General features: G+C 56.1%; 24 protein-coding genes. 13 read left to right on the top strand and 11 right to left on the bottom strand.

All coding sequences use genetic code 11. The features are described from left to right. Positions 1 to 11: 11 nt before the first annotated feature. Together L1065_RS05110 and L1065_RS05105 are read left to right on the top strand one after the other, a co-directional pair. The gene (locus L1065_RS05110) at positions 12 to 1,196 is read left to right on the top strand and encodes a biopolymer transporter ExbB (RefSeq protein ID WP_237094354.1); all 1,185 of its coding nucleotides are present in this window, start codon (positions 12 to 14) and stop codon (positions 1,194 to 1,196) included. Positions 1,197 to 1,199: 3 nt separating this feature from the next. Beyond that, on the top strand, positions 1,200 to 2,852 hold the full coding sequence (locus tag L1065_RS05105) for a peptidoglycan -binding protein (RefSeq protein ID WP_237094353.1): 1,653 nt from the start codon (positions 1,200 to 1,202) through the stop codon (positions 2,850 to 2,852). Here L1065_RS05105 and L1065_RS05100 read toward each other — a convergent pair whose 3' ends face one another. The 3 genes from L1065_RS05100 to gloB all read right to left on the bottom strand — a co-directional run bounded on the left by L1065_RS05100 (position 2,853) and on the right by gloB (position 7,192). Continuing rightward, positions 2,853 to 3,833 carry a M23 family metallopeptidase gene (locus L1065_RS05100; protein WP_237094352.1) on the bottom strand — a complete coding sequence of 327 codons (981 nt, stop codon included), beginning with the start codon at positions 3,831 to 3,833 and terminating at the stop codon, positions 2,853 to 2,855. After that, on the bottom strand, positions 3,833 to 6,154 hold the full coding sequence (clpA, locus tag L1065_RS05095; RefSeq protein WP_237094351.1) for an ATP-dependent Clp protease ATP-binding subunit ClpA: 2,322 nt from the start codon (positions 6,152 to 6,154) through the stop codon (positions 3,833 to 3,835). Before clpA ends, L1065_RS05100 begins: the two co-directional genes overlap by 1 nt. A 225-nt stretch (positions 6,155 to 6,379) precedes the next feature. After that, the gene (gene gloB, locus L1065_RS05090) at positions 6,380 to 7,192 is read right to left on the bottom strand and encodes a hydroxyacylglutathione hydrolase (protein WP_237094350.1); all 813 of its coding nucleotides are present in this window, start codon (positions 7,190 to 7,192) and stop codon (positions 6,380 to 6,382) included. Between the two features lie 55 nt (positions 7,193 to 7,247). Between gloB and L1065_RS05085 the strand changes: the two genes are divergently transcribed. The 7 genes from L1065_RS05085 (at position 7,248) to L1065_RS05055 (ending at position 13,616) form a co-directional block, all read left to right on the top strand. Then, positions 7,248 to 8,015 (top strand): class I SAM-dependent methyltransferase, encoded by a 768-nt coding sequence (locus L1065_RS05085; RefSeq protein ID WP_237094349.1) that lies wholly within the window; start codon positions 7,248 to 7,250, stop codon positions 8,013 to 8,015. Between the two features lie 286 nt (positions 8,016 to 8,301). Next, complete coding sequence (locus L1065_RS05080) at positions 8,302 to 8,862, top strand: F0F1 ATP synthase subunit delta (RefSeq protein WP_237094348.1); 561 nt, start codon at positions 8,302 to 8,304, stop codon at positions 8,860 to 8,862. Then, positions 8,863 to 10,398: a F0F1 ATP synthase subunit alpha gene (gene atpA, locus L1065_RS05075; RefSeq protein ID WP_237094347.1), complete on the top strand. Its 1,536-nt coding sequence runs from the start codon at positions 8,863 to 8,865 to the stop codon at positions 10,396 to 10,398. It abuts the gene before it with no gap. 13 nt (positions 10,399 to 10,411) lie between these two features. Further along, a complete protein-coding gene (locus L1065_RS05070) occupies positions 10,412 to 11,290 on the top strand; it encodes a F0F1 ATP synthase subunit gamma (protein WP_237094346.1) in 879 nt (292 codons plus the stop codon). An 18-nt stretch (positions 11,291 to 11,308) separates the two neighbouring features. Then, complete coding sequence (gene atpD / locus L1065_RS05065; RefSeq protein ID WP_237094345.1) at positions 11,309 to 12,733, top strand: F0F1 ATP synthase subunit beta; 1,425 nt, start codon at positions 11,309 to 11,311, stop codon at positions 12,731 to 12,733. 3 nt (positions 12,734 to 12,736) lie between these two features. Beyond that, a complete protein-coding gene (locus L1065_RS05060) occupies positions 12,737 to 13,156 on the top strand; it encodes a F0F1 ATP synthase subunit epsilon (protein WP_237094344.1) in 420 nt (139 codons plus the stop codon). 109 nt (positions 13,157 to 13,265) lie between these two features. Beyond that, the gene (locus L1065_RS05055; RefSeq protein WP_237094343.1) at positions 13,266 to 13,616 is read left to right on the top strand and encodes an H-type lectin domain-containing protein; all 351 of its coding nucleotides are present in this window, start codon (positions 13,266 to 13,268) and stop codon (positions 13,614 to 13,616) included. Positions 13,617 to 13,620: 4 nt separating this feature from the next. Here the strand turns inward: L1065_RS05055 and L1065_RS05050 are convergent, their stop codons facing one another. Then, the gene (locus L1065_RS05050) at positions 13,621 to 14,637 is read right to left on the bottom strand and encodes a ribose-phosphate pyrophosphokinase (RefSeq protein WP_237094342.1); all 1,017 of its coding nucleotides are present in this window, start codon (positions 14,635 to 14,637) and stop codon (positions 13,621 to 13,623) included. Between the two features lie 104 nt (positions 14,638 to 14,741). Between L1065_RS05050 and L1065_RS05045 the strand changes: the two genes are divergently transcribed. Both L1065_RS05045 and L1065_RS05040 read left to right on the top strand, forming a co-directional pair. Next, a complete protein-coding gene (locus tag L1065_RS05045; protein ID WP_237094341.1) occupies positions 14,742 to 15,341 on the top strand; it encodes a 2-hydroxychromene-2-carboxylate isomerase in 600 nt (199 codons plus the stop codon). Next, positions 15,342 to 16,121, top strand: coding sequence for an alpha/beta fold hydrolase (locus L1065_RS05040; protein WP_237094340.1), 780 nt, complete (start codon positions 15,342 to 15,344; stop codon positions 16,119 to 16,121). Here L1065_RS05040 and L1065_RS05035 read toward each other — a convergent pair. The 6 genes from L1065_RS05035 to L1065_RS05010 form a co-directional block, all read right to left on the bottom strand. After that, positions 16,104 to 17,159: a low specificity L-threonine aldolase gene (locus tag L1065_RS05035; protein ID WP_237094339.1), complete on the bottom strand. Its 1,056-nt coding sequence runs from the start codon at positions 17,157 to 17,159 to the stop codon at positions 16,104 to 16,106. The two genes, L1065_RS05040 and L1065_RS05035, sit on opposite strands and share 18 nt — an antisense overlap. A gap of 4 nt (positions 17,160 to 17,163) precedes the next feature. Beyond that, positions 17,164 to 17,595 carry a YcgN family cysteine cluster protein gene (locus tag L1065_RS05030; protein ID WP_237094338.1) on the bottom strand — a complete coding sequence of 144 codons (432 nt, stop codon included), beginning with the start codon at positions 17,593 to 17,595 and terminating at the stop codon, positions 17,164 to 17,166. After that, positions 17,588 to 18,526, bottom strand: a complete 939-nt coding sequence (locus tag L1065_RS05025; protein ID WP_237094337.1) for a bifunctional riboflavin kinase/FAD synthetase — start codon at positions 18,524 to 18,526, stop codon at positions 17,588 to 17,590. Before L1065_RS05025 ends, L1065_RS05030 begins: the two co-directional genes overlap by 8 nt. A gap of 39 nt (positions 18,527 to 18,565) precedes the next feature. After that, positions 18,566 to 19,009 (bottom strand): MaoC family dehydratase, encoded by a 444-nt coding sequence (locus L1065_RS05020; RefSeq protein WP_237094336.1) that lies wholly within the window; start codon positions 19,007 to 19,009, stop codon positions 18,566 to 18,568. 91 nt (positions 19,010 to 19,100) lie between these two features. Then, positions 19,101 to 19,973 carry a TIGR01459 family HAD-type hydrolase gene (locus L1065_RS05015; protein WP_237094335.1) on the bottom strand — a complete coding sequence of 291 codons (873 nt, stop codon included), beginning with the start codon at positions 19,971 to 19,973 and terminating at the stop codon, positions 19,101 to 19,103. A gap of 169 nt (positions 19,974 to 20,142) precedes the next feature. After that, positions 20,143 to 21,060: a manganese-dependent inorganic pyrophosphatase gene (locus tag L1065_RS05010; RefSeq protein ID WP_237094334.1), complete on the bottom strand. Its 918-nt coding sequence runs from the start codon at positions 21,058 to 21,060 to the stop codon at positions 20,143 to 20,145. 93 nt (positions 21,061 to 21,153) lie between these two features. Here L1065_RS05010 and L1065_RS05005 point away from each other — a divergent pair, with 93 nt between their 5' ends. Beyond that, positions 21,154 to 21,822 (top strand): DUF2161 domain-containing phosphodiesterase, encoded by a 669-nt coding sequence (locus L1065_RS05005; RefSeq protein ID WP_237094333.1) that lies wholly within the window; start codon positions 21,154 to 21,156, stop codon positions 21,820 to 21,822. A gap of 64 nt (positions 21,823 to 21,886) precedes the next feature. Here the strand turns inward: L1065_RS05005 and L1065_RS05000 are convergent, their stop codons facing one another. Further along, positions 21,887 to 22,066, bottom strand: a complete 180-nt coding sequence (locus L1065_RS05000; RefSeq protein WP_237094332.1) for a hypothetical protein — start codon at positions 22,064 to 22,066, stop codon at positions 21,887 to 21,889. A gap of 365 nt (positions 22,067 to 22,431) precedes the next feature. On the opposite strand from L1065_RS05000, the gene groES reads away from it, so the two are divergent. After that, complete coding sequence (groES, locus tag L1065_RS04995; RefSeq protein ID WP_237094331.1) at positions 22,432 to 22,719, top strand: co-chaperone GroES; 288 nt, start codon at positions 22,432 to 22,434, stop codon at positions 22,717 to 22,719. The last annotated feature ends 30 nt before the right edge of the window (positions 22,720 to 22,749 follow it).

The following is a 22,749-nucleotide window of genomic DNA, read 5'->3' as shown; positions in this document are numbered from 1 at the left end:
GATGGGTCCGAATGGATTTGAGTGAGCGCGAGGCCGAGCCGTATTTTTCACAACCTGTGCGCCAGATCACCTTGATGCTGGTGGCTTTGGCCCTTGTGGGGGCGGGTGTCTATCTGGCGCTTCCGCGCGTGTTGCCCGTGTTTTTGGCCAACCCTTACCTGAACGGGTTTATCTTTGTGGTGTTCGTGATCGGTGTGATTGCGTGCTTTTATCAGGTGGTCCAGCTCATCGGATCGGTTCGTTGGATCGAAGGGTTTGCAAAGGGGCGCTTGGGCGCGGAAGGCATAAAGCCCCCTTTGTTGATGGCACCTTTGGCGGCCCTGTTGGGATCACGCCGTGCGCAAAGCAGTATTTCAACGGCCTCGGCACGGTCGATCCTGGATTCGGTGGAAAGCCGCATCGAAGAGGGGCGCGAAATCACGCGCTATATCGTCAACACACTGATTTTCCTTGGGTTGCTTGGCACATTTTACGGGCTTGCCACCACGGTGCCTGCGTTGGTCGATACGATCCGTGCATTGCAACCGTCGGATGGGGAAGGCGGCGTGGATATGTTTTCGCGTTTGATGACGGGGCTCGATGCACAACTTTCGGGCATGGGCGTGGCCTTTGCCTCGTCTCTTTTGGGATTGGCGGGGTCGCTGGTGGTTGGCCTGCTTGAGCTGTTTGCAGGGCATGGGCAGAACCGCTTTTACCGCGAATTGGAAGAATGGCTGTCGTCGATCACACGTCTGAGCTTTGCTGCGGCCGATGGCGATAGCGGGGCCGAACAGAACTTTATGGCAGGCGTGCTGGAACATATGTCCGACCAGATGGAAAGCCTGCGCATGTTGGTGGCGCAATCGGATGCCAAGCGCAGCGCGATGGACGAACAGATTGGCGCGCTTGCAGGGTCGATGGATGGTTTGGTGCGCAAGATGGAAAGCAACAGTCTTGGCGCCAATGAAGGGCTGGAACAAAGCCTGCTGCGGGTGGCCGAGGGGCAGGAGGCGATTGCCGCACGCCTGTCATCGGGGCAGGGCGGTGAGGTGGACAGCGAGATGCGGATGCGCCTGCGGTCTATTGATGTGCAGCTTTTGCAACTCATGGAGGAGATCAGCGCAGGACGCCAAGAGACGACTGCAGATTTGCGCAGTGATCTTGACCGCCTGATCCAGACCCTGCAGGCGGCATTATCCTCTGGCAAAAAGGGGTAGGGCATGGCGCTGGCGCGGCGACGGGGCGGGTTTCAAACCGCAATCTGGCCGGGGTTCGTGGATGCCATGACCGCGCTTTTGCTGGTGCTGATGTTTGTGCTGACCATCTTCATGGTGATTCAGGGGGTGCTGCGCGAAACGATCACGGGACAAGCCGACGAGCTGAATGAATTGGGCGCCGAGGTCAGCGCGCTCAGCCAAGCCTTGGGGCTTGCGACCTCGCAGCGCGACGCGATGGAGGTTGAGCTTGGCACGCTGCGCGCCACGCTGCAGACCCAAAGCGCCACAATCGAAGATTTTGAAACACAGGTCGCCAGCCTGTTGGCGGAACGGGCGAGCGCGCAAGCCCGCATCGCAACGCTTGAGGCCGAAGGCGCCGAGGTGCTTTCGCAAAAAGAGGCGTTGGATCTGGCGCTGGCTGCGGCGCGCAGCGAGATTGATGCGCAAACCGAGGCAGCCCGTTTGGCCGCCGCACGGCGTGAGGCGCTTGAGGCATTGATCGCCGATTTGGAAGCCGAGAAAGCCGATACGGCTGAAGCGCTCACCGCGGCAGAGGCGCAGCGTTTGAGCGAAGCGCAAGCCGCCGCTGCTTTGCGTGCGCGGCTGGCAGAGGCGCAAGATGAACTGACGGCTGCGACGCTGTCGCTGGAAGCCAAGCGGCAAGAGGCCGAGGACACATTGACCCTACTGGCCGCCACGCGCCAAGAGCGCGAGGATTTGAATGCGCGGCTGGCGCAGGCCTTGCTGGATTTGGATGCAAGCAACGCAGCATTGGCCGAACAAACCGCGCAAGCCGCCTTGACCCAAGACGAGATAAGGTCGCAACTGACAGCCGCCCTTGCGGCGCGACTGGCCGCCGAGCAGACCGCGCAAGACCAGTTAAGCGCGGCGCAAGAACGGGCCGCTTTGTTGGCGCAGGCCAATACAGAATTGGCAGCGTTGGAGGCGCAATCGGCCGACGACCAGCGCAAGCTGACAGTGCTGAATGAACAAATTGCGGCCTTGCGCGCGCAACTGGCCTCTTTGCAAGGCGTGTTGGATGCCGCGGCCGAAGCAGACCGCGCGGCTGATATCCAAATCCAGACTTTGGGGGCTGATCTGAATGCAGCACTTGCCCGCGCGGCGGCTGAAGAACGGCGCCGCCGCCAGCTGGAGGAGGCCGAACGCAAGCGGCTTGAGGCGCAGGCGCAGGATCTTGAGCGCTATAGGTCGGAATTCTTTGGCCAGTTGCGCAGCCTTTTGGACGGGCAAGACGGCATACGGATTGAAGGGGACCGTTTTGTCTTTTCGTCAGAGGTCTTGTTTGCCGCAGGTCAGGCCGATTTGTCAGAGGCTGGTCGCGGTGAAATCGCCAAGGTTGCTGCAATCCTGCGCGCGATTGCCGATGACATTCCGCAAGGCATTGATTGGGTCATCCGCGTGGACGGGCATACCGATAATGTCCCGCTGTCAGGGCAGGGCGCGTTTGCCGATAATTGGGAGCTTAGTCAGGCGCGTGCCTTGTCGGTTGTGCGGTATATGGTGAATTTCCTAGGGATCCCGCCTGATCGTCTGGCGGCCAATGGTTTTGGGCAATATCAACCGGTTAACACCGCGAACACCCCGCAGGCCCGTGCGCAAAACAGGCGCATCGAGCTGAAGCTGACGGAAAAATAGCTACTCGACCTCGATTGTTGTTTCCATCGTATCAAGGATATCGCCCTGTCGTGTCAGGCTGGCCGTGCCCTTATAGCGCCCTTTTGGCCATCCGACACCGCGCAGCGGTTTGCCAGCTGCACGCATCAATTGGGCCTGATCGCGTTTGATCAGTGCCTTGTGCTCAATCAACACGCCTGCAGGGCCAGTGATTGTCAGGCTCAGAACGTCGCCTTGGCGCGCCCCGAAAGCATAGCCCCAAAGCACAATCGCCGGATCGGACGATCGCAGCGTGGCGGCAGCAGCGTCACCTGCTTTAACGCGGTCGTAGTCGGGTACAGCGGTGCTGAACCCTGCAGCAATCAGGCCCGCTGGCACGTATTCAATGGGGGTTTGCCACATCGTATCCTGAGGCGTGAGCGAGCAGGTTGCGCTTGGGTCCGGGTGGAACGGGTCAACCACGCGGTCGCCTTGGCGCACGACAATATGCAGATGTGGAAATTGCGTGCGTCCGCTCAGGCCGACCTCACCCAACACCGCGCCTTTGGCGACGCGTTGGCCGTTTTCAACGATCACGGACCCTTCTTTAAGGTGGCAATACTGCGTGCGCCAGCCTGCGCCGTGATCAACCACAACGCCGTTTCCGCATTCGATCCCGTCCACCTGCGCGGCAGTCTCGCTCGTGTATATCTGGTCGGGGACGCCATCGCGGAATGCGACGACAGTGCCGGGCGCTGCGGCCAGAACATCCACGCCGTTGTCCATCGCCTGCAAGGACGGGAGGGCGAAATCTGTGCCTTTGTGGGTGTCATAGCTAAGGGTGCCACATGCGAAATCACTGACCCCCGCGCTTGGGTCGCGATCAACGTATTGCTGGATGTAGCAAGTGTCGCCCAAGGTGCAATCAAGGGGCAGGTTCAGCAAAGGCTCGCGTGCATGGGCCGTGCCAGCAAAAAGGGCCGCAAGCGCGGCCCCTTTTAAATATCGTATCAGGTGCCGCATTAGTCCGCGGTCAGAAGTGGCGGCTTTTTGGAGCCGATCCGCGGCTTGCCTGGTTCTTCCATGCGCAGATCCAATTCGCCTTTTTTGACGCCGACTTTGACGACCCCACCCTTGGCAAGTTTTCCGAACAACAGCTCTTCGGCCAATGGTTTTTTGAGGTGTTCCTGAATGATGCGGCCAAGGGGACGGGCGCCCATCTTTTCGTCGTAGCCGCGATCACCAAGCCATTCTGCCGCGGCTGGCGTCAGTTCAATCGTCACGTTGCGATCCATGAGTTGCGCTTCAAGTTGCAGCACAAATTTTTCGACCACTTGCATGATGACGTCTTTGCTGAGCGGCGCAAAGCTGATCACAGCGTCCAGACGGTTGCGGAATTCAGGGGTGAACGTGCGCTCGATTGCGGCGGTGTCTTCGCCTTCGCGACGATCACGGTTGAAGCCCATTGGCGCACGCGCCTGATCGGAGGCCCCTGCGTTCGAGGTCATGATCAAGATCACATTGCGGAAGTCCGTGGTGCGACCATTGTGATCGGTCAGCTTGCCGTGGTCCATAACCTGCAACAGGATATTGTAGACATCGGGGTGCGCTTTTTCGATCTCGTCCAGCAGCAGCACGCAATGGGGGTTTTGATCCACGCCGTCTGTCAGCATGCCGCCTTGGTCAAACCCGACATAGCCGGGGGGTGCACCAATCAAACGGCTGACGGCGTGTTTCTCCATGTACTCTGACATATCAAAGCGCAGCATTTCCACGCCAAGTGTATCTGCAAGTTGTTTGGCCACTTCGGTTTTGCCGACGCCAGTTGGGCCTGCAAACAGGTAGTTGCCGATGGGTTTTTCGGGTTCGCGCAGGCCAGCGCGGGCCAGTTTGATCGCCGACGACAAAGCTGTGATTGCGTTGTCTTGCCCGAACACAACACGTTTGAGAGATGTTTCCAGATCGCGAAGCACCTCTGCGTCGTCTTTGCTGACGTTCTTGGGCGGAATACGCGCAATCTTGGCAACAACGGCTTCAATCTCCTTGGCGCCGATGGTTTTGCGCTTTTTGCTTTCGGCCAACAGATGTTGGGCCGCACCGGCTTCATCAATCACGTCAATCGCCTTGTCGGGCAATTTGCGGTCATTGATATAGCGCGACGACAGCTCCACCGCGGTTTTGATGGCATCAGCGGTATATTTGATGTCGTGGTGATCTTCAAAATAAGGCTTGAGACCTTTGAGGATTTTGATCGCGTCTTCGACAGACGGCTCGTTCACATCGATTTTCTGGAACCTGCGCGACAGGGCACGGTCCTTTTCAAAGTGCTGGCGGAATTCCTTGTAGGTGGTTGATCCCATGCAGCGCAATTTACCACCCTGCAAAGCAGGTTTCAGCAGGTTCGATGCATCCATCGCACCGCCTGATGTGGCACCTGCGCCGATCACTGTATGAATTTCGTCGATGAAAAGAACCGCGTCGTCGTGTTCTTCCATCTCGGTCATCACCGCTTTGAGACGTTCCTCAAAATCACCGCGGTAGCGTGTGCCCGCAAGCAGTGCGCCCATATCCAGTGAATAGATGACGGTGTTTGCCAAAACATCGGGCGTTTCACCCGCGACGATTTTATAGGCCAGCCCTTCCGCAATCGCGGTTTTGCCAACGCCAGGATCACCCACCAAAAGGGGGTTGTTCTTGCGGCGGCGGCAGAGCACCTGAATACAGCGTTCAACCTCATGGGCGCGGCCGATCAGTGGATCGACGTCGCCTTTGCGCGACTTGGCGTTGAGGTCCACGCAGTATTTCTCTAACGCGCTTTCTTTTTTGTCGCCGTCTGTGACGCCTTGGGCTTCTTCTTCAAGCTCGGATGCGCCCGATACTGAGCGTTCTTCGCCAAACGAAGGGTCCTTGGCCACGCCATGGGCGATGAAGTTCACCGCGTCATAACGGGTCATGTCCTGGGCCTGAAGGAAGTAGGCGGCGTTGCTTTCGCGTTCTGCAAAGATCGCGACCAGCACATTGGCGCCTGTCACTTCCGTGCGCCCCGAGGACTGCACGTGGATGGCGGCACGTTGGATGACGCGCTGGAAAGCCGCCGTTGGCACGGCTTCGGACCCTTCAACGTCGGTCACAAGCGTGGACAGGTCATCGTCAATAAACTCGACAAGTGTTTTGCGCAGTTCTTCAAGATCGACCGAACAGGCCTTCATGACCTTTGACGCGTCGGGTTCATCAATCAGTGCCAACAAAAGATGTTCTAATGTTGCCAGTTCGTGGTTGCGTGCATTGGCCATTGCCAAGGCGGAGTGAATGGCTTGTTCAAGCGTGGTGGAAAATGATGGCACGGGCGCGTGTCCTTCCTATCGTCGTCTGGCGGCTGCGGGCGGGGATACGCGCGCCGCGCACTCAGACTGTTGCCTGCTATATGTTAAGGTTCGCTTGATTTGCCGAACCTTCAAGTGATTTTTCGCTTCCGACGATCACTTTTTCTACAAAACAAGTGATTTGTGCGGTTTTTGAGCGAATTGGTTTGGATAACCTAAGGGGCAGTGTGGTCGCCGCATCCTTGGTTAAAAGGTGTCTTTCAGTTGACGGACATGCCCAAAGACATCTTCCGCCGTTGCGTCTTTCATATCTAAGGCGGCTTTGAGCGGCTGCAAGTCTGCGCGAAGATAGGGATTTGTTTGTTTTTCCACACCAAGGCGAGACGGCACGGTTGGCAGGCTTTTCGCGCGCTGCGCGGCGATGTCTGCGGCGCGTGTCTGAAGCTGTGGATTATCGGGTTCGATCGTCATGGCAAAACGCAAGTTCGCTTCTGTGTATTCGTGACCGGAACACACCAGCGTGTTATCTGGCAGCGCGCGCAGTTTTTGCATGCTTTGCCACATCTGTCTTGCGGTCCCTTCGAACAGACGCCCGCAGCCCAACGCCATCAGACTATCTGCGGTAAATACCGCATGCGCAGCGGGAACATAGATGGCGATATGGCCCAGTGTATGCCCTGACACATCGATGATCTGCGCTTGCGTGCCTGACAGGTCGAGGGTGTCGCCTTCGGTCACTGCGATATCAAGCGGTGGAAGGCGGTGGGCATCGGCTTTGGCGCCGATCACCTTGGCGCCATAGCGGTCGACCAATTCAGCAAGCCCTTCGATGTGATCATTGTGGTGGTGGGTGATGACGATGTGATGCAACCCCCACCCCCGCGCATCCAAAGCGGCAATCAGGGGGGCTGCCTCTGGCGCGTCGATAAGCGTGGTTTGCTCAGTCCGTTTGTTGTGCAGAAGAAAAGCGTAGTTGTCGTTCACACGAAATTCGGCTGGATCGATGCGGCAATGCACTGTTACCAGCTCAAGATCTGCGTGTGTTGCGACATCTGTCATGGCCAAGCCCTTTTTCTTTGCTACAGTCAGGGTAGCGAAAGTTGGGGCGCTTGCAATGCATCTGGACGTGCTTGACCTAAAGACATTTTACTACCGCAGTCGATTGGGACGCGCGGCGCAGGCCGCGATCCGTGGTCAGGTGCAGACGCTTTGGCCAGAGGCCAAAGGCCAGACAGTGGTTGGCTTTGGATTTGCGGTGCCGCTGCTGCGCCCCTTTATGGCCGAGGCGCGGCGCACCATCGGTTTGATGCCCGGCCCCCAAGGGGTCATGCCGTGGCCTGCGGGGATGCAAAATGTCAGCGTTTTATGTGACGAGACGTGGTGGCCGCTTCAGACGGGGCAGGTCGATAAACTGATCGTGCTACACGGGCTTGAAACCTCCGAGCGCCCGAGTGCTGTGCTGGACGAAGCGTTTCGGGTTTTGGGGCCGGGGGGGCGGGCGCTGTTTATCGTGCCCAATCGTGCAGGTATCTGGGCGCGACGGGATAAAACGCCCTTTGGATACGGCCGCCCCTATTCGTTGAGCCAGCTGGAAGCACAGGTCAAATCACACGGCTTTGTGCCAGAGCGGCATGTCTCGTCGCTGTATCAGCCGCCATCTGATGCAAGGTTCTGGCGCAAAACTGCGCCGTTTTGGGAACGCACGGGCGCGCGAATGCCATTGATCCTTGCAGGCGGCGCTTTGATCCTTGAGGTGTCCAAACAGGTTTATGCCCCCCGTCAGGATGGTGAACGTGCCCGTGCACCATCCCCGTTAAAGGTGCTTGAGGGAATCGGAAGCAAGTCACCACGCCCTGTCGGGGGTGTTGGGCGCACCAGCTGAGGGTGAGATAGCCAGTTATTTGGGATGGAATCGAAAATCATTGGGGTGAATCGCGCAATATTATTGCTTTTTGCCCTGCGCATAGGGTCGCACTTTGGCTAACCTTATGATTAACAAGTGTTTTTCAATTTGCATTTGGAGACCTTGGGAGGTTGCGGGGGTAACAGACCTCTGCTATCTCCCCCGTGATTTCGCGGTTTGATGTAAATCAAGCCCAAACCTCTGCTGCGATTTGATCTGTGGGGAGCCACATCATCTTGCGGCCAAAGACATCGGAAGGGTGGACGTGTCAGAACCAGCTTCGATCTCCATGGGTATTGCTGATCGCTATGCGACGGCCGTATTCGATATTGCGAAAGACGCAAAAAAAATCAAAGCGCTTGAAGGCGACGTTGCAGCATTGTCCGAAGCATTGGACACAAGCGCGGATTTCACCGCCCTGCTGACATCCCCGCTTTATAGCCGCGAAGAACAAGGCGCTGCGATGGCGGCGCTTGCCAAGAAAATGAAACTCTCGCCAACAATGACAAACACATTGGGCCTCATGGCTGCCAAGCGTCGCTTGTTTGTTGTGCCTCAGTTGGTTGCGCGACTGCGTGACATTATCGCTGAGGACAAAGGCGAGGTCACAGCCGAGGTCGTTTCGGCCAAGGCCCTGACCAAAGCACAGTCGGACAAACTGGCCAAAACGCTGAAAGCCAGCGTTGGCAAAACCGTCACCCTGAATACGACCGTTGATGAAAGCCTCATCGGCGGTCTTGTCGTTAAAGTGGGTTCGAAGATGATCGACACGTCGGTCAAATCCAAACTCAATGCACTCCAAAACACCATGAAAGAGGTCGGATAAATGGGTATCCAAGCAGCAGAAATTTCTGCGATCCTGAAGGACCAGATCAAGAATTTTGGTCAGGAAGCTGAAGTCGCCGAAGTTGGCCGCGTACTGTCGGTTGGTGACGGTATTGCGCGCATCTACGGTCTGGACAATGTTCAGGCGGGTGAGATGGTCGAATTCCCTGGTGGGATCATGGGCATGGCCCTGAACCTCGAAAGCGACAACGTTGGTGTTGTTATCTTCGGGACCGACCGCGACATTAAAGAAGGTGACACGGTTAAGCGCACCAAGTCGATCGTGGACGTGCCTGCAGGTGAAGCCCTGCTTGGTCGCGTTGTTGACGCGCTTGGCAACCCATTGGACGGCAAAGGCCCAATCAAGTCGACCGAGCGTCGTGTTGCTGACGTGAAAGCGCCTGGCATTATCCCGCGTAAATCGGTGCACGAGCCGATGGCAACGGGCCTCAAGTCGGTTGACGCGATGATCCCGGTTGGCCGTGGCCAGCGCGAATTGATCATTGGTGACCGTCAGACAGGTAAAACAGCGGTGGCACTTGACGCTATCCTGAACCAAAAAGTCTATAATGACGCTGCAAAAGACGACAGCGAGAAGCTGTATTGCGTCTATGTTGCGGTTGGTCAAAAGCGCTCGACAGTTGCGCAGCTGGTGAAAAAGCTGGAAGAAACTGGTGCGATTGACTACTCGATCGTGGTTGCTTCGACAGCATCCGAGCCTGCACCTATGCAGTTCCTTGCACCTTATGCCGCGACAGCCATGGCGGAATACTTCCGCGACAACGGCAAGCACGCGCTGATCATCTATGATGATTTGTCCAAACAGGCTGTGTCCTATCGTCAGATGTCGCTGTTGCTTCGCCGTCCACCAGGACGTGAAGCCTATCCTGGTGACGTTTTCTATCTTCACTCGCGTCTGTTGGAGCGTTCGTGCAAACTGAACGAAGACAATGGCTCGGGCTCGCTGACGGCTCTGCCGATTATTGAGACCCAAGGTGGTGACGTTTCGGCGTTTATTCCGACAAACGTGATTTCGATCACAGACGGTCAGATCTTCTTGGAAACAGAATTGTTCTTCCAAGGTATCCGCCCTGCTGTGAATACAGGTCTTTCGGTGTCGCGTGTGGGCTCTTCGGCGCAGACAAATGCGATGAAGTCGGTTGCTGGCCCGGTTAAACTGGAACTGGCGCAATACCGTGAAATGGCGGCCTTTGCGCAGTTCGGTTCCGATCTGGATGCCGCAACACAGCAATTGCTAAACCGTGGTGCGCGTTTGACTGAGCTGATGAAGCAGCCACAGTATTCGCCGCTGACAAATGCCGAGATCGTATGTGTGATCTTTGCAGGCACCAACGGTTATCTGGACAAAGTCGACGTGAAAGATGTGCAGCGTTACGAGGCTGGCCTTCTGACACACTTGCGCAGCAACCACGCCGATCTGTTGGACTTCATCACGAAAGAAGATCCCAAGATCAAAGGCGAAGCCGCTGACAAGATCAAAGCTGCGTTGGACGCATACGCCGCTGATTTCGCTTAAGGAGAGCTAGGCAATGCCAAGTCTCAAGGACCTTAAAAACAGGATCGAGTCGGTCAAATCGACCCGCAAGATCACAAAGGCCATGCAGATGGTGGCCGCCGCTAAATTGCGGCGGGCACAAGAAGCAGCCGAGGCCTCGCGCCCCTACACAGAGCGTTTCAACGCTGTTATGGCAGGGCTTGCGGCATCGGTGGGTGGCAGCGACAGCGCGCCCAAGCTTTTGTCGGGAACAGGCAGCGATCAGGTGCAGCTTTTGGTGGTCATGACCGCCGAACGCGGCCTGTGTGGCGGCTTTAACGGCAACATCGCAAAGCTGGCAAAATCGCACGCGCAGGACCTGCTTGCCCAAGGCAAGACAGTGAAAATCCTGACGGTCGGCAAAAAAGGCCGTGACGCAATCAAACGTGATCTGGGCGATCACTTCATCGGGCATGTTGACCTGACCGAAGTGAAGCGCGTGGGCTACGGTGACGCACAAGGTATCGCACAGGATGTCCTGTCGCGCTTTGATGCGGGCGAATTTGATGTGGCAACGATCTTCTTTGCCCAGTTTCAAAACGTCGTGACGCAGATCCCGACGGCTCAACAGATCATTCCGTTTCAGGTGCCTGAAGGCACCGATGCGGATGAAGCGGCAACGCTTTATGATTACGAGCCGTCCGAAGAAGCCATTTTGGCTGACCTTCTGCCGCGCGGTGTAGCCACGGCAATCTTCAGTGCTTTGCTTGAAAATGGTGCATCCGAGCAAGGCGCGCGGATGTCGGCAATGGATAACGCGACACGCAACGCAGGCGAGATGATCGACAAGCTGACAATCGAGTTCAACCGCTCGCGTCAGGCTGTGATCACCAACGAACTGATTGAAATTATTTCGGGCGCGGAAGCGCTCTAAGAACCGGAGAAACCACAGATGGCAAATGCAAAAGGCAAAATCACGCAGGTGATCGGCGCCGTTGTCGACGTGCAATTCGAGGACGCTCTGCCCGCGATCCTCAACGCGCTAGAAACTGACAACAACGGTAAAACACTCGTTCTGGAAGTGGCACAGCACCTTGGTGAAAACACAGTGCGCGCCATTGCGATGGACGCCACCGAAGGTCTGGTCCGCGGTCAGGAAGTGACCGACCAAGGCACATCCATTTCGGTACCAGTGGGTGATCAAACACTGGGTCGTATTATGAACGTCGTTGGCGACCCAATCGACGAAAAGGGCCCGATCAAAGCAACTGAAACACGCTCGATCCACGGCGATGCGCCAGCGTTCGAAGAACAGTCGACCGCGTCGGAAGTTCTGGTTACGGGCATCAAAGTTATCGACCTTCTGGCACCTTATGCCAAAGGCGGTAAAATTGGTCTGTTCGGTGGTGCGGGTGTTGGTAAGACAGTTCTTATTCAAGAGCTGATCAACAACATCGCCAAAGTGCACTCGGGCTATTCGGTGTTTGCCGGGGTTGGCGAGCGTACCCGTGAAGGTAACGACCTCTACTACGAATTCATCGAATCTGGCGTTATCAATGCTGATGATCTGACGAAGTCGAAAGTGGCCCTGGTTTACGGCCAGATGAACGAGCCTCCCGGTGCGCGTATGCGTGTCGCGCTGTCTGGTCTGACAATGGCCGAACAGTTCCGCGACCAATCGGGTACGGACGTTCTGTTCTTCGTTGATAACATCTTCCGCTTTACCCAAGCGGGCTCCGAGGTTTCGGCTCTGCTCGGCCGTATTCCTTCGGCGGTGGGCTACCAGCCAACGCTGGCCACCGACATGGGTGCGATGCAAGAACGTATTACATCGACAAAATCGGGTTCGATTACATCGGTTCAGGCGATTTACGTGCCTGCGGATGACCTTACTGACCCTGCACCGGCCACATCGTTTGCGCACTTGGATGCGACAACGGTTCTTAACCGTGCGATTTCGGAAAAGGGTATCTACCCTGCGGTTGACCCGCTCGATTCCACATCGCGCCTGCTTGACCCTGCCGTCATCGGGGAAGAGCACTATGCGGTTGCCTCAGACGTTCAGCAGATCCTTCAGCGCTACAAGTCGCTGCAAGACATCATCGCCATCCTTGGCATGGACGAATTGTCGGAAGACGACAAACTGACCGTTGCACGTGCCCGCAAGATCGAGCGCTTCTTGTCACAACCGTTTGACGTGGCCGAAGTCTTTACAGGCTCGCCGGGTGTTCAGGTTGCGCTGGAAGACACAATCGCATCGTTCAAAGCGGTTGTGGCTGGCGAATATGATCACCTGCCAGAAGGCGCCTTCTATATGGTTGGCGGCATCGATGAGGTGAAAGCCAAAGCCGAGAAAATGGCAGCAGAGGCGGCCTAAATCATGGCAGACACGATGCAATTTGACCTTGTTTCACCTGAGCGCAGCCTTGCTTCGTTCAGCGTGACCGAGGTGCAGATCCCAGGCGCGGATGGGGACATGACGGCTATGGCCGATCATGCCCCCACGATCACATCGCTTCGCCCGGGCATTCTGCGGACAATCGGTCCGGACGGCACGAAAGAGTATGTCGTCACAGGCGGCTTTGCAGAGATTTCCAGTGCGGGAACATCTGTGTTGGCTGAGCAGGCAATCGCACGCGAAGATGTCACGCAAGATGATATTGATGCGATGGTTGCCAGTGCTGCAGAAGCCAAGTCGAAGGCCAGCCCCGACGCCATGGATGCAGCTGTCAAATTGATGGCTGACATGGTTGCTATGGGTGATGAAATCGGCTTGTCGGCAAAACAGCCAAACCTGTAATTCAAAGTTATCAGAAAAGGCCCTGCGTTCATCCGCGGGGCCTTTTTGTTTTTCATAGTGTTGACATAGTTGCGGTTTAACGCGCCTATCAAACTAAACAGGCAGGTCCATGAAACGTCTCGACAGTCACTCCATTGGGATCCAGCAGGGCGAAACCGTCTTGTTCTCTGACTTCCAGGTCGGTGGCGAGATGTGGACGGGGACAGGGGACCGCATTGTGCGTCGCCGTGTTGTGTTCAACGAGGCATTTCGAGACGCTCCGAATGTTATGACACATTTATCAATGTGGGACGTTGATAAAGGTACGAACAACCGTATGGACGTGCGCGCTGAGGATATTGACGAAACAGGTTTCGATATCCTGTTCCAGACTTGGGGTGACACACGGGTTGCGCGTGTTCGTGTCGGCTGGATGGCGATCGGCACCTTGAAAGAGGCTGATGACTGGGAGCTTTACTAACCCGCTATTCCGCGGCGTATAGCCCTTCGTAGATCGGCCCCAGAGTGTTCGTCTCAAACAAGGACGACACGGAGGTGCCATTCCAGATATTCAGGATCGCTTGGGCAAACATGGGTGCGGTTGGCACGATACGGATCTGCGGACAATTTTTGACAGCTTCTGTTGGCTCGATGCTGTCTGTGATGACCAGTGATTTCATGACCGAATTGCTGACGCGTTCGACGGCAGGGCCACTCATCACACCGTGGGTGATATAGGCGTGGACCTCTGTTGCGCCATGTTCCAAAAGCACTTCGGCAGCTTTGCAGAGGGTTCCAGCCGTGTCACACATATCGTCGACAATGATAACGCGCTTGCCCGTCACATCACCGATCACTGTCATCTCGGCGATTTCGCCTGGTTTCTCGCGGCGTTTGTCGACGATGGCCATAGGCGCATTGATCCGTGTCGCCAGCTCGCGCGCGCGTGCCACACCACCCACATCAGGGGACACCACCATCACATCCGACAAATCCCCGAACTGTGATTTCACGTCCAGCGCAAAGACAGGGCTTGCATAGAGGTTGTCGACGGGAATATCGAAAAACCCTTGGATTTGTGCAGCGTGCAGATCCATCGTCAAAATCCGTTCGATCCCCGCTTCGACAAGCATGTTGGCCACCAGCTTTGCGCTGATCGGCGTGCGTGCTTTGGTGCGGCGGTCCTGACGGGCGTAACCGAAATACGGGATGACGGCGGTGATGCGTTGTGCTGATGAACGACGCAGCGCATCCGAGATGATGCACAGCTCCATCAAATTGTCGTTTGCGGGCCGCGACGTCGACTGAAGGATAAACATATCTTCGCCGCGTACATTTTCAAAAACCTCGACGAAAATCTCGCCATCGTTAAAGCGCTCGACCCGTGCATCGACCAAATCGACATTCATCCCACGGTGCATCGACATGCGACGTGCAACGGCATTTGCCAAGGGCAGATTGGCGTTACCTGAAATCAGTTTGGGTTCGATGATAGAAGGCATGGGGCAGGGTCCTGTAGCAGAGCAGTGTAACAGATTCGTAGCGTTGACTTCCCCTAGCACGCCGCTACCGTCGCGCCTAGAATATCCCTCAACGGAGCGCCCAAATGGCACATATTGATTACTTCTTTGCTACACTTTCGCCATTCACCTATCTGGCGGGCACCCGCCTTGAGCAGATGTGCAAAGAACATGACGTCACAATCACCTACAAACCCTTGGACATTATGGCGCTGTTCGGTCGCACGGGCGGCGTGCCACCAAAAGACCGCCATCCAAATCGTCAGGAATATCGCTTGCAAGAGTTGCGCCGCCGCGCTGCTTTGGCAGGCCTGCCGATCAATATGAAACCCGCGCATTGGCCAACAAACCCCGCGCCGTCATCCTATGCGATCATCGCTGCCCAAGCATCGGGTCAGGGGGACGTTGGTGCGCTGGTGCACGCGTATACACGTGCGGTCTGGGCAGAGGATCGTGATGTGGCCGATGATGCCGTGGTGCGCGATATTCTAGAGGCCAACGGGTTTGACGCGGGCCTGGCCGACAGCGGTTTGCTGGAAGGTGCTGAGACATACGCAGCCAATCTGGAAGAAGCCGTAAATCGCGGTGCGTTTGGCGCGCCGTTTTACATCACCGATCAGGACGAACGGTTCTGGGGCCATGATCGGCTTGATGACCTGCAAGCCCATCTGGAAGGCCGCATCTAAATGCCCACGGGCCTGCGTGCAGGGCATCATACCTATTGGAAAGATGCCGGCGCAGGCCCCAAGCGTGCTGTGTTGATCCACTGTTCTCTGGCCCATTCGGGGGCTTGGGGTGGCGTCATCACTGCGCTTGGGGATGCATATAGAAGCTGTGCATTCGACATGCCCGGCCATGGACGCTCGGCCGGCTATGTCGGGGATGACTATCAGGGTCAGACAGCCGCGATTGCGGCGACTTTCTGTGACGGTCCAACCCATTTGATTGGTCATTCCTTCGGGGCGACGGTGGTTTTGCGACTGGCTGCGCAGCAACCTCATCTGGTCTCGCGTTTGTCGCTGATTGAGCCTGTGTTTTTCGCCGCCGCCAGTCCAGAGGAGCAAGAGGCGCATGAACAGCAGATGCAGCCATTTGCCAGAATGATGGCACAGGACGATTTGCGCGGCGCGGCCGCCTTCTTCAACGGGCTTTGGGGGGCTTTGCCGTGGGATAAAATTCCGCAGTCTCAGCAAGACTATATGGCGCAGCGCATCCATCTTATCCCCATGGCCAGCGCGTCAATTATGCAAGACAGCCACGGTCTATTGGACGGTGGCCTGTCAAAAATTGATGCCCCTGTTGATCTTATTGCAGGCAGCCACAGCCACCCCATCATTCCATCAATTCTGGATGGATTAACCCGTCAGTTCCCGCACGCCAAGCGCGTCACGATCCAAGGGGCAGGACATATGGTGCCAATCACCCATGCGACCGAGGTTACGAAGGCGCTAACCGATGAGGTCTAGAAACGCGTCCACATCGGCTTTTGAGGTGGACCAGCTTGGCACCAGACGCGCACTGAGCATTTCAGCATCATCCCCATCCAGGGACTGATCAAATGGCCAAAAATAGTAGGCCGCACCGGCCTTTGTCGCCCGTCGGTGTCCCGCACGCGGCCAGCGGGCGAAAACCTGATTGCCCATTGTCGGATGCATCAACGACGCCCCTTCAATTTCCAAAATGCCCTGTGACAGTCGCGTGGCCATGGCATTGGCGTGTCGTGCCAGATCCAGCCAAAGATCATCTGTCAGATAGGCTTCCATTTGCGCGCTAAGAAATCGGTGTTTTGAAAAAAGGTGCCCACCCCGTTTGCGGCGCAGTTCAAATTCCCATGGGTTGTGCTTTTCGGGATCAAAGATCACCACGGCTTCAACGCCCATGCAGCCATTTTTGGTGCCACCAAAGGACAACACATCCACGCCTGCGCGCCATGTCATCTCGGCAGGGGTGGCATTGGTCGAGACCAGCGCATTTGCGAAACGCGCACCGTCCATATGCACGGGAAGGTCAAACGCATGGGCGACAGCGGCAAGTTCGCTGACCTGCGTGGGGCTATAGACGGCGCCTGCTTCGGTTGCGTTTGTGATGCTGAGCGCACCCCGTTGCACGTTGTGAACCCCTGCGCGCCCCGTGTGAGAAATCGCCTGCCGCAAACCATCAGGTGTCATGCGTGCATGGTCACCGTCCAACAGGGTGATCTTGGCACCGCCTGTAAAAAATTCGGGCGCCCCACATTCATCCTCTTCAATATGGGCGTTACGATGGGCAAAAATGGTGGCCCAGGGTGGGCAAAGACACGCCAGCGATAGCGCGTTTGCAGCAGAGCCAGTGGCAACCAGATACACAGCCGCATCTGGTGCTTCAAAACGGGCGCGGATCATGTCGCGGACATTATCCATGATTGGATCGCTGCCATAAGGCATGGCGTATCCCGCATTGGCACGCATGACAGCCTCCATCACCTTTGGATGCGCACCGCTGGTATTGTCGCTGGCAAAGAACATCGGTTTATCCTTCGATTATGTGGTCTTCCCATTCGTCATCAGGCACTTCGTTTTCGGGGACGGTCCACCCTTGCACCGACACGCCTGCGTCGTGAACAGATTGTGCCGTGCCAGAGATAAGCGGATGCCAATCGAAAAGCGGTTTACCCTCATGGCGCAAACGGTAGGCGCAGGTTTGAGGTAGCCAGTACATATGCTCTTCAATCGTCTGTGGCGTCAGCACGATGCATTCGGGGACAAACTGATGGCGGATGTCATATTGCCCGCAACGACAGGTCTCTCCATCCAGCAATCGGCATGCCACGCGTGTGAGCGCCACGCGGCCCGTGTCTTCATCTTCCAGCTTGTTCAGGCAGCACTTGCCGCAACCATCACATAGTGCTTCCCACTGGTCGCGGGTCAAAGACGTCAGCGGTTTTTCCCAGAATTTAGACATCAGCCAGGATCCCGCGGGCTTGGTCGCAATCGTGGCCCATCTGATCGATCAACGCCTCGAGCCCATCGAACTTTAGCTCGGGACGCAAAAACGCGACAAGGGCAACCGAAAGCTCGGCACCGTATAGGTCACCCGAAAAATCAAAAATGAATGTCTCGCAGTTTGCTTTGTTTTGGCCAAACATAGGACGCACGCCAATGCTGGCGGCCCCGTCGTAGGTGCCTGCGAACTGCCCGCTCAATACGTCGACCTTCACAGCATATACGCCCAACTTGGGCGGGTGCAGCCCGTCGATGGACATATTCGCCGTCGGATAACCCAAATCGCGGCCGCGTTGATCACCGCGGATCACCTCGCCCTCAATTCGGTGCCAGTGCCCAAGCATTGCGGCGGCATCGCGCGGGCGGCCATCTGCAAGCGCTTGTCTGATGTTTGTGCTGCTGACCTCACCGGCATCCAGCGCAACCATCGGTGCGATCGTAACACCAAAGCCCATTTCTTCACCAAAGGATTTCAAATCTTCGGCTGTGCCGGTCCGCCCTTTCCCAAAGCAAAAATCAGCCCCCACGATCACATGCTTAAGCCCAAGCGCGTCAGCGATGATATCTTGCGCAAATGCGCGCGCGCTAAGAGACGAAAGGGCTTCGTTGAATGGCACTTCATACAGGCGCTCAACCCCGAGTTTTTCCAATCGATTTGCTTTGGCGTCGGCGTTCATCAATCGAAAGGGCGGGGCCTCAGCCGCAAAAAACTGACGCGGGTGCGGCTCAAACGTCATGATCCCAAGGGGCAAATTCAAGGTTTGTGCCGTCTTGCGCGTAAGATCAATGACCGCTTGATGCCCCAAATGCACGCCGTCAAAATTGCCAATCGCCGCGACTGCGCCGCGATCTTCAGGGGCAATAAATTTTGTATCTCTGATGATGCGCATAGCACCCGAGGTAGCGCCCCGTGGGCAGCGGTGCAAGCGTTAGTCGAACTTGCGCGACGGCGCCATGACGATCGCTTCGCCCTTAAGGACTTTCTTGCCATCAATCTCGCAGTGGGTGTCCATCGTTACACGGCGCTTGGCCATATCCATGTCTGTTACGGTGACAACTGCGTTAACCATATCACCTGGGCGAACAGGGGCCAAAAATTTCAGGCTCTGACCAAGATACACGGTGCCATGACCGGGCAGCTGCTCGCCTATGACCGCGCTGATAAGGCCCGCTGTCAACATTCCGTGGGCGATGCGGCCCTCAAAGATGGTGTCATTGGCATAGTCATCATCAAGATGAACGGGGTTGTGGTCTGTCGACACTTCAGCAAACAATTCGATGTCACGATCCGTGATGACTTTGCGCAAACTGCGCGACATGCCGATTTCGATGTCTTCGATACAGATTGTGCCGCGGGGCATATTGTCGAGCATGTCTTGTTCCACTTGGTAATAAATACGCGTCTTTTGTGTCCTTAGCGCAATATTATTACTTTGCGGGTGCAGAAAGCAAGTAGAATCTGACCTATCGGAAAAAGCCTATTGCATAGCTCGGATTAGACATTTCCCTTTGCAAATAAGCACTTAAAGCATCTGCATCGGGTTGGTGCGACGTTTTGGTCTCAGCCGCTGCAAGGCCCCCGGTGATGAACAGGCTGTCGATATCTTCGCCCATCGCCCCTTTGACGTCCGTCCCGATTCCATCACCCACTGCCAAAATCCGGCTATCTGGGGTGTCTGGACGGATCGCAGCAAGCCTACGGCGGGCCAGATCATAAATCGGCGGATGCGGCTTTCCGAAATAAAGGCTGTCGCCACCCATCTCTGTGTATAGCGCCGCCAATGCGCCCGCACACCATTCCCGGCTTTCGCCACGGTCCACCACAATATCGGGGTTTGCACACAGTAATTTCAGACCGCGCTGTTTGGCGGCCAGAAACTCAGGCCGCATGTCTGATGGATCAGCATGGGGGTCAAATGGACCGCAGCACACAATCCCTTCCGCGTCATCCAGCGAAACCTGTGTAATCTCTAGCGGGTCATCGATGATCTGAAGGGGTTTGAAAAAACTTTGATCGTGATCTTCGCCTATGAACCAGACCTTCTGACCCACCGCACCTTGGAACATTGCCGTGCGCGCACTGTCGCCAGAGGTCGCAATGTCATCATAACACGCACGCGGAAGCCCCATGCGTTCAAGCTGCGTTGCAACACTGGCGCGTGGACGGGGGGCATTGGTCACCAAAATGACCGTTCCGCCCGTTTCTTTGAAGGCAAGCAGCGCGTTCACTGCGTCCTTGAAGGGCGCAATCCCATTGTGAACGCATCCCCAAAGATCACAAAACAATGCATCATAACGGTCAGATACCTCGGACAGTGCAGTGATGATCTTGGTCATAAAACGCGCCTTTCGCTGATAAACTCAACGCATGGCTACAGGTATCCCAACGGGTAAAGCAATGGATAAGACCCATGCTTCTTTTGTTTGGAAATATCCTGCAGGGATTTGGGGATGCAAAATCCCCAAGGGTAGGTGGCAATCATGCCACCTACCCATTGAGAAAGGATCAGACCTTCAGATTTGGAATAATCTGCTTTTTGCGGCTCATAACGCCTGGCAACACGACCGTGTCCCCGGATACCGTCGCGTCGAAGGACTTTTCGGCCACCGATTTGGTCAGTTCGTTCGGAATCAACATGGTTGCTTCTTCGCTCAAGATATCGACGACAAACAAAAGAACCTGGTCTACCCCGTCCTCAGCCGCCACGGTTGTCATGGTGTCCATCAGGGATGCTTTGCGGTCCAGCACAATCGCAGGGGCCGTGGTTTCAAGAACGGAGACGCGGAATTTCGTATCGCCCACGGCGTATTCTTTTGAATCCATACGCAACAATTCAGCATCCGAAAAGGCCGAAACATCAGATTTCGCGGCAAACATTTCATCGGCATAGCTGTCGATGTTCAGGTTCAATTCGCCGGCCAGTTTTTGTGCCAGCTGCTTGTCGGTATCGGTTGTTGTGGGCGAGCGGAAAGCCAGCGTGTCGGACAAAATACACGACAACATCGCCCCTTTGATCGTGTCGGGCATGTGGTCTACGTGCTCGCCCATCAGATCGTGCATGATCGTCGCTGTGCACGCAAGCGGACGGATGGTGATGTCAATCGGGCCGGCAGTTTCAAGCCCGCCGACCAATTTGTGGTGGTCGATGATGGCTGTGACATTTGCAGCGTTAATCGCGTCTGGCAGCTCTGCAGGGTTGTTCGTATCAACGATGATGCAGTCTTGGCCCTCTTCGACATCGGCGATGATGTCAGGTTTCGTCAGGTTCCATTTTTCCAGCACAAACGCGGCTTCTGTGTTGGGCTCGCCCAACAGGACTGCTTTGGCATCGCCACCTTGATGGTTGATGAACCATTCCCAGATCAACGGCGATCCGGTGCTATCTGTATCGGGGGATTTGTGACCAAAAATAAGCGTTGTCATGGGGCGCGCCTTTCGCGGAAGTGTTCGTTTTGCCGCCTTATATGCGCGCGATCTGCGCTTGTCACGGGGGCGTGACGGCGTAGGATGCGCGGCATGTCATCGCCCCCCGATAAACCTGTCGAGACCGACCTTTACGGACCCATTAAGGCCTTTTTGGAAGGACAAGGCTACGCTGTAAAAGGTGAAATTGGCGCTGTGGATGTTCTGGCCATTCGCGGGGATGAAGCGCCCTTGATTGTTGAGTTGAAAACAGGGTTTTCGCTGTCTCTTTTTCATCAAGGGGTCGCGCGTTTGGCTGTGACCGATCTGGTCTATGTCGCGGTGCCGCGCGGGGCAGGGCGGCGCTGGCAAACGGGGTTAAAAGCGAACGTAACGCTTGCAAGGCGGCTTGGGCTTGGCATTTTGACAGTCCGGCTCAGCGATGGCTTGGTTCAGGTCCATTGTGACCCTGTGCCTTATGCACCCCGCAAAAACGAAAGGCGCAAAGCCTTGCTGCTCAAGGAATTTGCCAAACGTGAAGGAGATCCCAGTGCTGGTGGTGCCACCCGCAAGGGTTTGGTGACCGCTTATCGTCAGGATTGCCTGAAAATCGCAGCCTGTCTTGCCCAAAACGGGGCCAGCAAAGGCGCACACGTCAGGGACGCGACCGGCGTATCAAAGGCCACGCAGATGATGGCAGCCAATCACTACGGTTGGTTTGAGCGGGTTGGCACAGGCATTTATGCGCTCACCGAGAAAGGAAAACAGGCGCTGCCCGAATAGGCGCGCCTGTCTCCGTATCAGCGGGCCGCTTGCGCGCCGCTGCCCCACCACTTCGCCGTCTGGATCAGTCCAGAAGGCTTGGCGATTGATCAGCGGTCGCACCAGGACCGTAAAGCAGGTCAACAGTTGACTGCGGGATTTGCAGTTGAAAAGCATCGTTTTGCGATGTGTCGCCAATGAAGGCACCGCCACACGCACTCAAAAAGAACGAGGCCGAAAGAAGAAGGGCAGTAGTTACGCGCATTTGGACACTCCTTAACCAGATCCGAAATTAGCAATTGTGACAATGGTGCGGCGTAAATGTGGCCAAATGCAACGATTCGCCGCCAAACCTCTGAAATCAGGGGCTAATTGGCCTGTATTGTTTCCCGTTTGGCGGATGATCGCATCAAACATGCGTGGATTGTCTGCGCCCAAGTCCGTCCCGCGCCGTGCCGTGCGTGATTCCAAGCGCCCCCGTATCGGGTCACCCGAGAGCTTTGATTTATAGAAAAATTTTTAGTGTTGCGACATGTTGACAGCCCCCGAAGGCTTTCCTAACTATGCGCCGTTAGCACTCGCTACCTGTGAGTGATAAAACTGAAACTTTGAGCCAAGGGAGCTACAAGGATGGCATTGAAACCGCTTCATGACCGTGTGCTGGTCGAACGTGTAGAGAGCGAAGAAAAAACAGCTGGTGGACTGATCATCCCCGAGTCCGCAAAAGAGAAGCCTGCGGAAGGCATGATCGTTGCGGCTGGCGAAGGCGCACGCAAGGACAGCGGCGAATTGATCCCAATGGCCGTCAAAGAAGGTGACAAGATCCTGTTCGGCAAATGGTCGGGCACAGAAGTCACCGTTGACGGCAAAGAGCTGCTGATCATGAAAGAAAGCGACATTCTGGGCATCCTGTCCTAAGTCGCACCCCCCTCACTGAAATTCTCAAGA

It is taken from the genome of Nereida sp. MMG025 (assembly GCF_021654165.1).
Taxonomy (GTDB): Bacteria; Pseudomonadota; Alphaproteobacteria; order Rhodobacterales; family Rhodobacteraceae; genus Nereida.
The sequence above is the reverse complement of the archived record's forward strand: the minus strand, read 5'-3'. Positions and strand labels throughout refer to the sequence as shown.

Bases quoted from the DNA above. Each gene is read 5' to 3' on its own strand.
- gloB (WP_237094350.1), bottom strand. From the start codon at position 7,192: ATGACAGATGTCGCAACACACGCAGATCTTGAGCTGGTAACAGTGCAT.
- L1065_RS05010 (WP_237094334.1), bottom strand. From the start codon at position 21,060: ATGACAACGCTTATTTTTGGTCACAAATCCCCCGATACAGATAGCACC.
- L1065_RS05025 (WP_237094337.1), bottom strand. From the start codon at position 18,526: ATGCGCATCATCAGAGATACAAAATTTATTGCCCCTGAAGATCGCGGC.
- L1065_RS05040 (WP_237094340.1), top strand. From the start codon at position 15,342: ATGCCCACGGGCCTGCGTGCAGGGCATCATACCTATTGGAAAGATGCC.
- atpD (WP_237094345.1), top strand. From the start codon at position 11,309: ATGGCAAATGCAAAAGGCAAAATCACGCAGGTGATCGGCGCCGTTGTC.
- L1065_RS05020 (WP_237094336.1), bottom strand. From the start codon at position 19,009: ATGCTCGACAATATGCCCCGCGGCACAATCTGTATCGAAGACATCGAA.
- L1065_RS05030 (WP_237094338.1), bottom strand. From the start codon at position 17,595: ATGTCTAAATTCTGGGAAAAACCGCTGACGTCTTTGACCCGCGACCAG.
- L1065_RS05070 (WP_237094346.1), top strand. From the start codon at position 10,412: ATGCCAAGTCTCAAGGACCTTAAAAACAGGATCGAGTCGGTCAAATCG.
- L1065_RS05015 (WP_237094335.1), bottom strand. From the start codon at position 19,973: ATGACCAAGATCATCACTGCACTGTCCGAGGTATCTGACCGTTATGAT.
- groES (WP_237094331.1), top strand. From the start codon at position 22,432: ATGGCATTGAAACCGCTTCATGACCGTGTGCTGGTCGAACGTGTAGAG.
- L1065_RS05105 (WP_237094353.1), top strand. From the start codon at position 1,200: ATGGCGCTGGCGCGGCGACGGGGCGGGTTTCAAACCGCAATCTGGCCG.
- L1065_RS05050 (WP_237094342.1), bottom strand. From the start codon at position 14,637: ATGCCTTCTATCATCGAACCCAAACTGATTTCAGGTAACGCCAATCTG.
- L1065_RS05055 (WP_237094343.1), top strand. From the start codon at position 13,266: ATGAAACGTCTCGACAGTCACTCCATTGGGATCCAGCAGGGCGAAACC.
- L1065_RS05000 (WP_237094332.1), bottom strand. From the start codon at position 22,066: ATGCGCGTAACTACTGCCCTTCTTCTTTCGGCCTCGTTCTTTTTGAGT.
- L1065_RS05100 (WP_237094352.1), bottom strand. From the start codon at position 3,833: ATGCGGCACCTGATACGATATTTAAAAGGGGCCGCGCTTGCGGCCCTT.
- L1065_RS05110 (WP_237094354.1), top strand. From the start codon at position 12: ATGGATTTGAGTGAGCGCGAGGCCGAGCCGTATTTTTCACAACCTGTG.
- atpA (WP_237094347.1), top strand. From the start codon at position 8,863: ATGGGTATCCAAGCAGCAGAAATTTCTGCGATCCTGAAGGACCAGATC.
- L1065_RS05035 (WP_237094339.1), bottom strand. From the start codon at position 17,159: ATGTTCTTTGCCAGCGACAATACCAGCGGTGCGCATCCAAAGGTGATG.
- L1065_RS05005 (WP_237094333.1), top strand. From the start codon at position 21,154: ATGTCATCGCCCCCCGATAAACCTGTCGAGACCGACCTTTACGGACCC.
- L1065_RS05085 (WP_237094349.1), top strand. From the start codon at position 7,248: ATGCATCTGGACGTGCTTGACCTAAAGACATTTTACTACCGCAGTCGA.
- L1065_RS05060 (WP_237094344.1), top strand. From the start codon at position 12,737: ATGGCAGACACGATGCAATTTGACCTTGTTTCACCTGAGCGCAGCCTT.
- L1065_RS05045 (WP_237094341.1), top strand. From the start codon at position 14,742: ATGGCACATATTGATTACTTCTTTGCTACACTTTCGCCATTCACCTAT.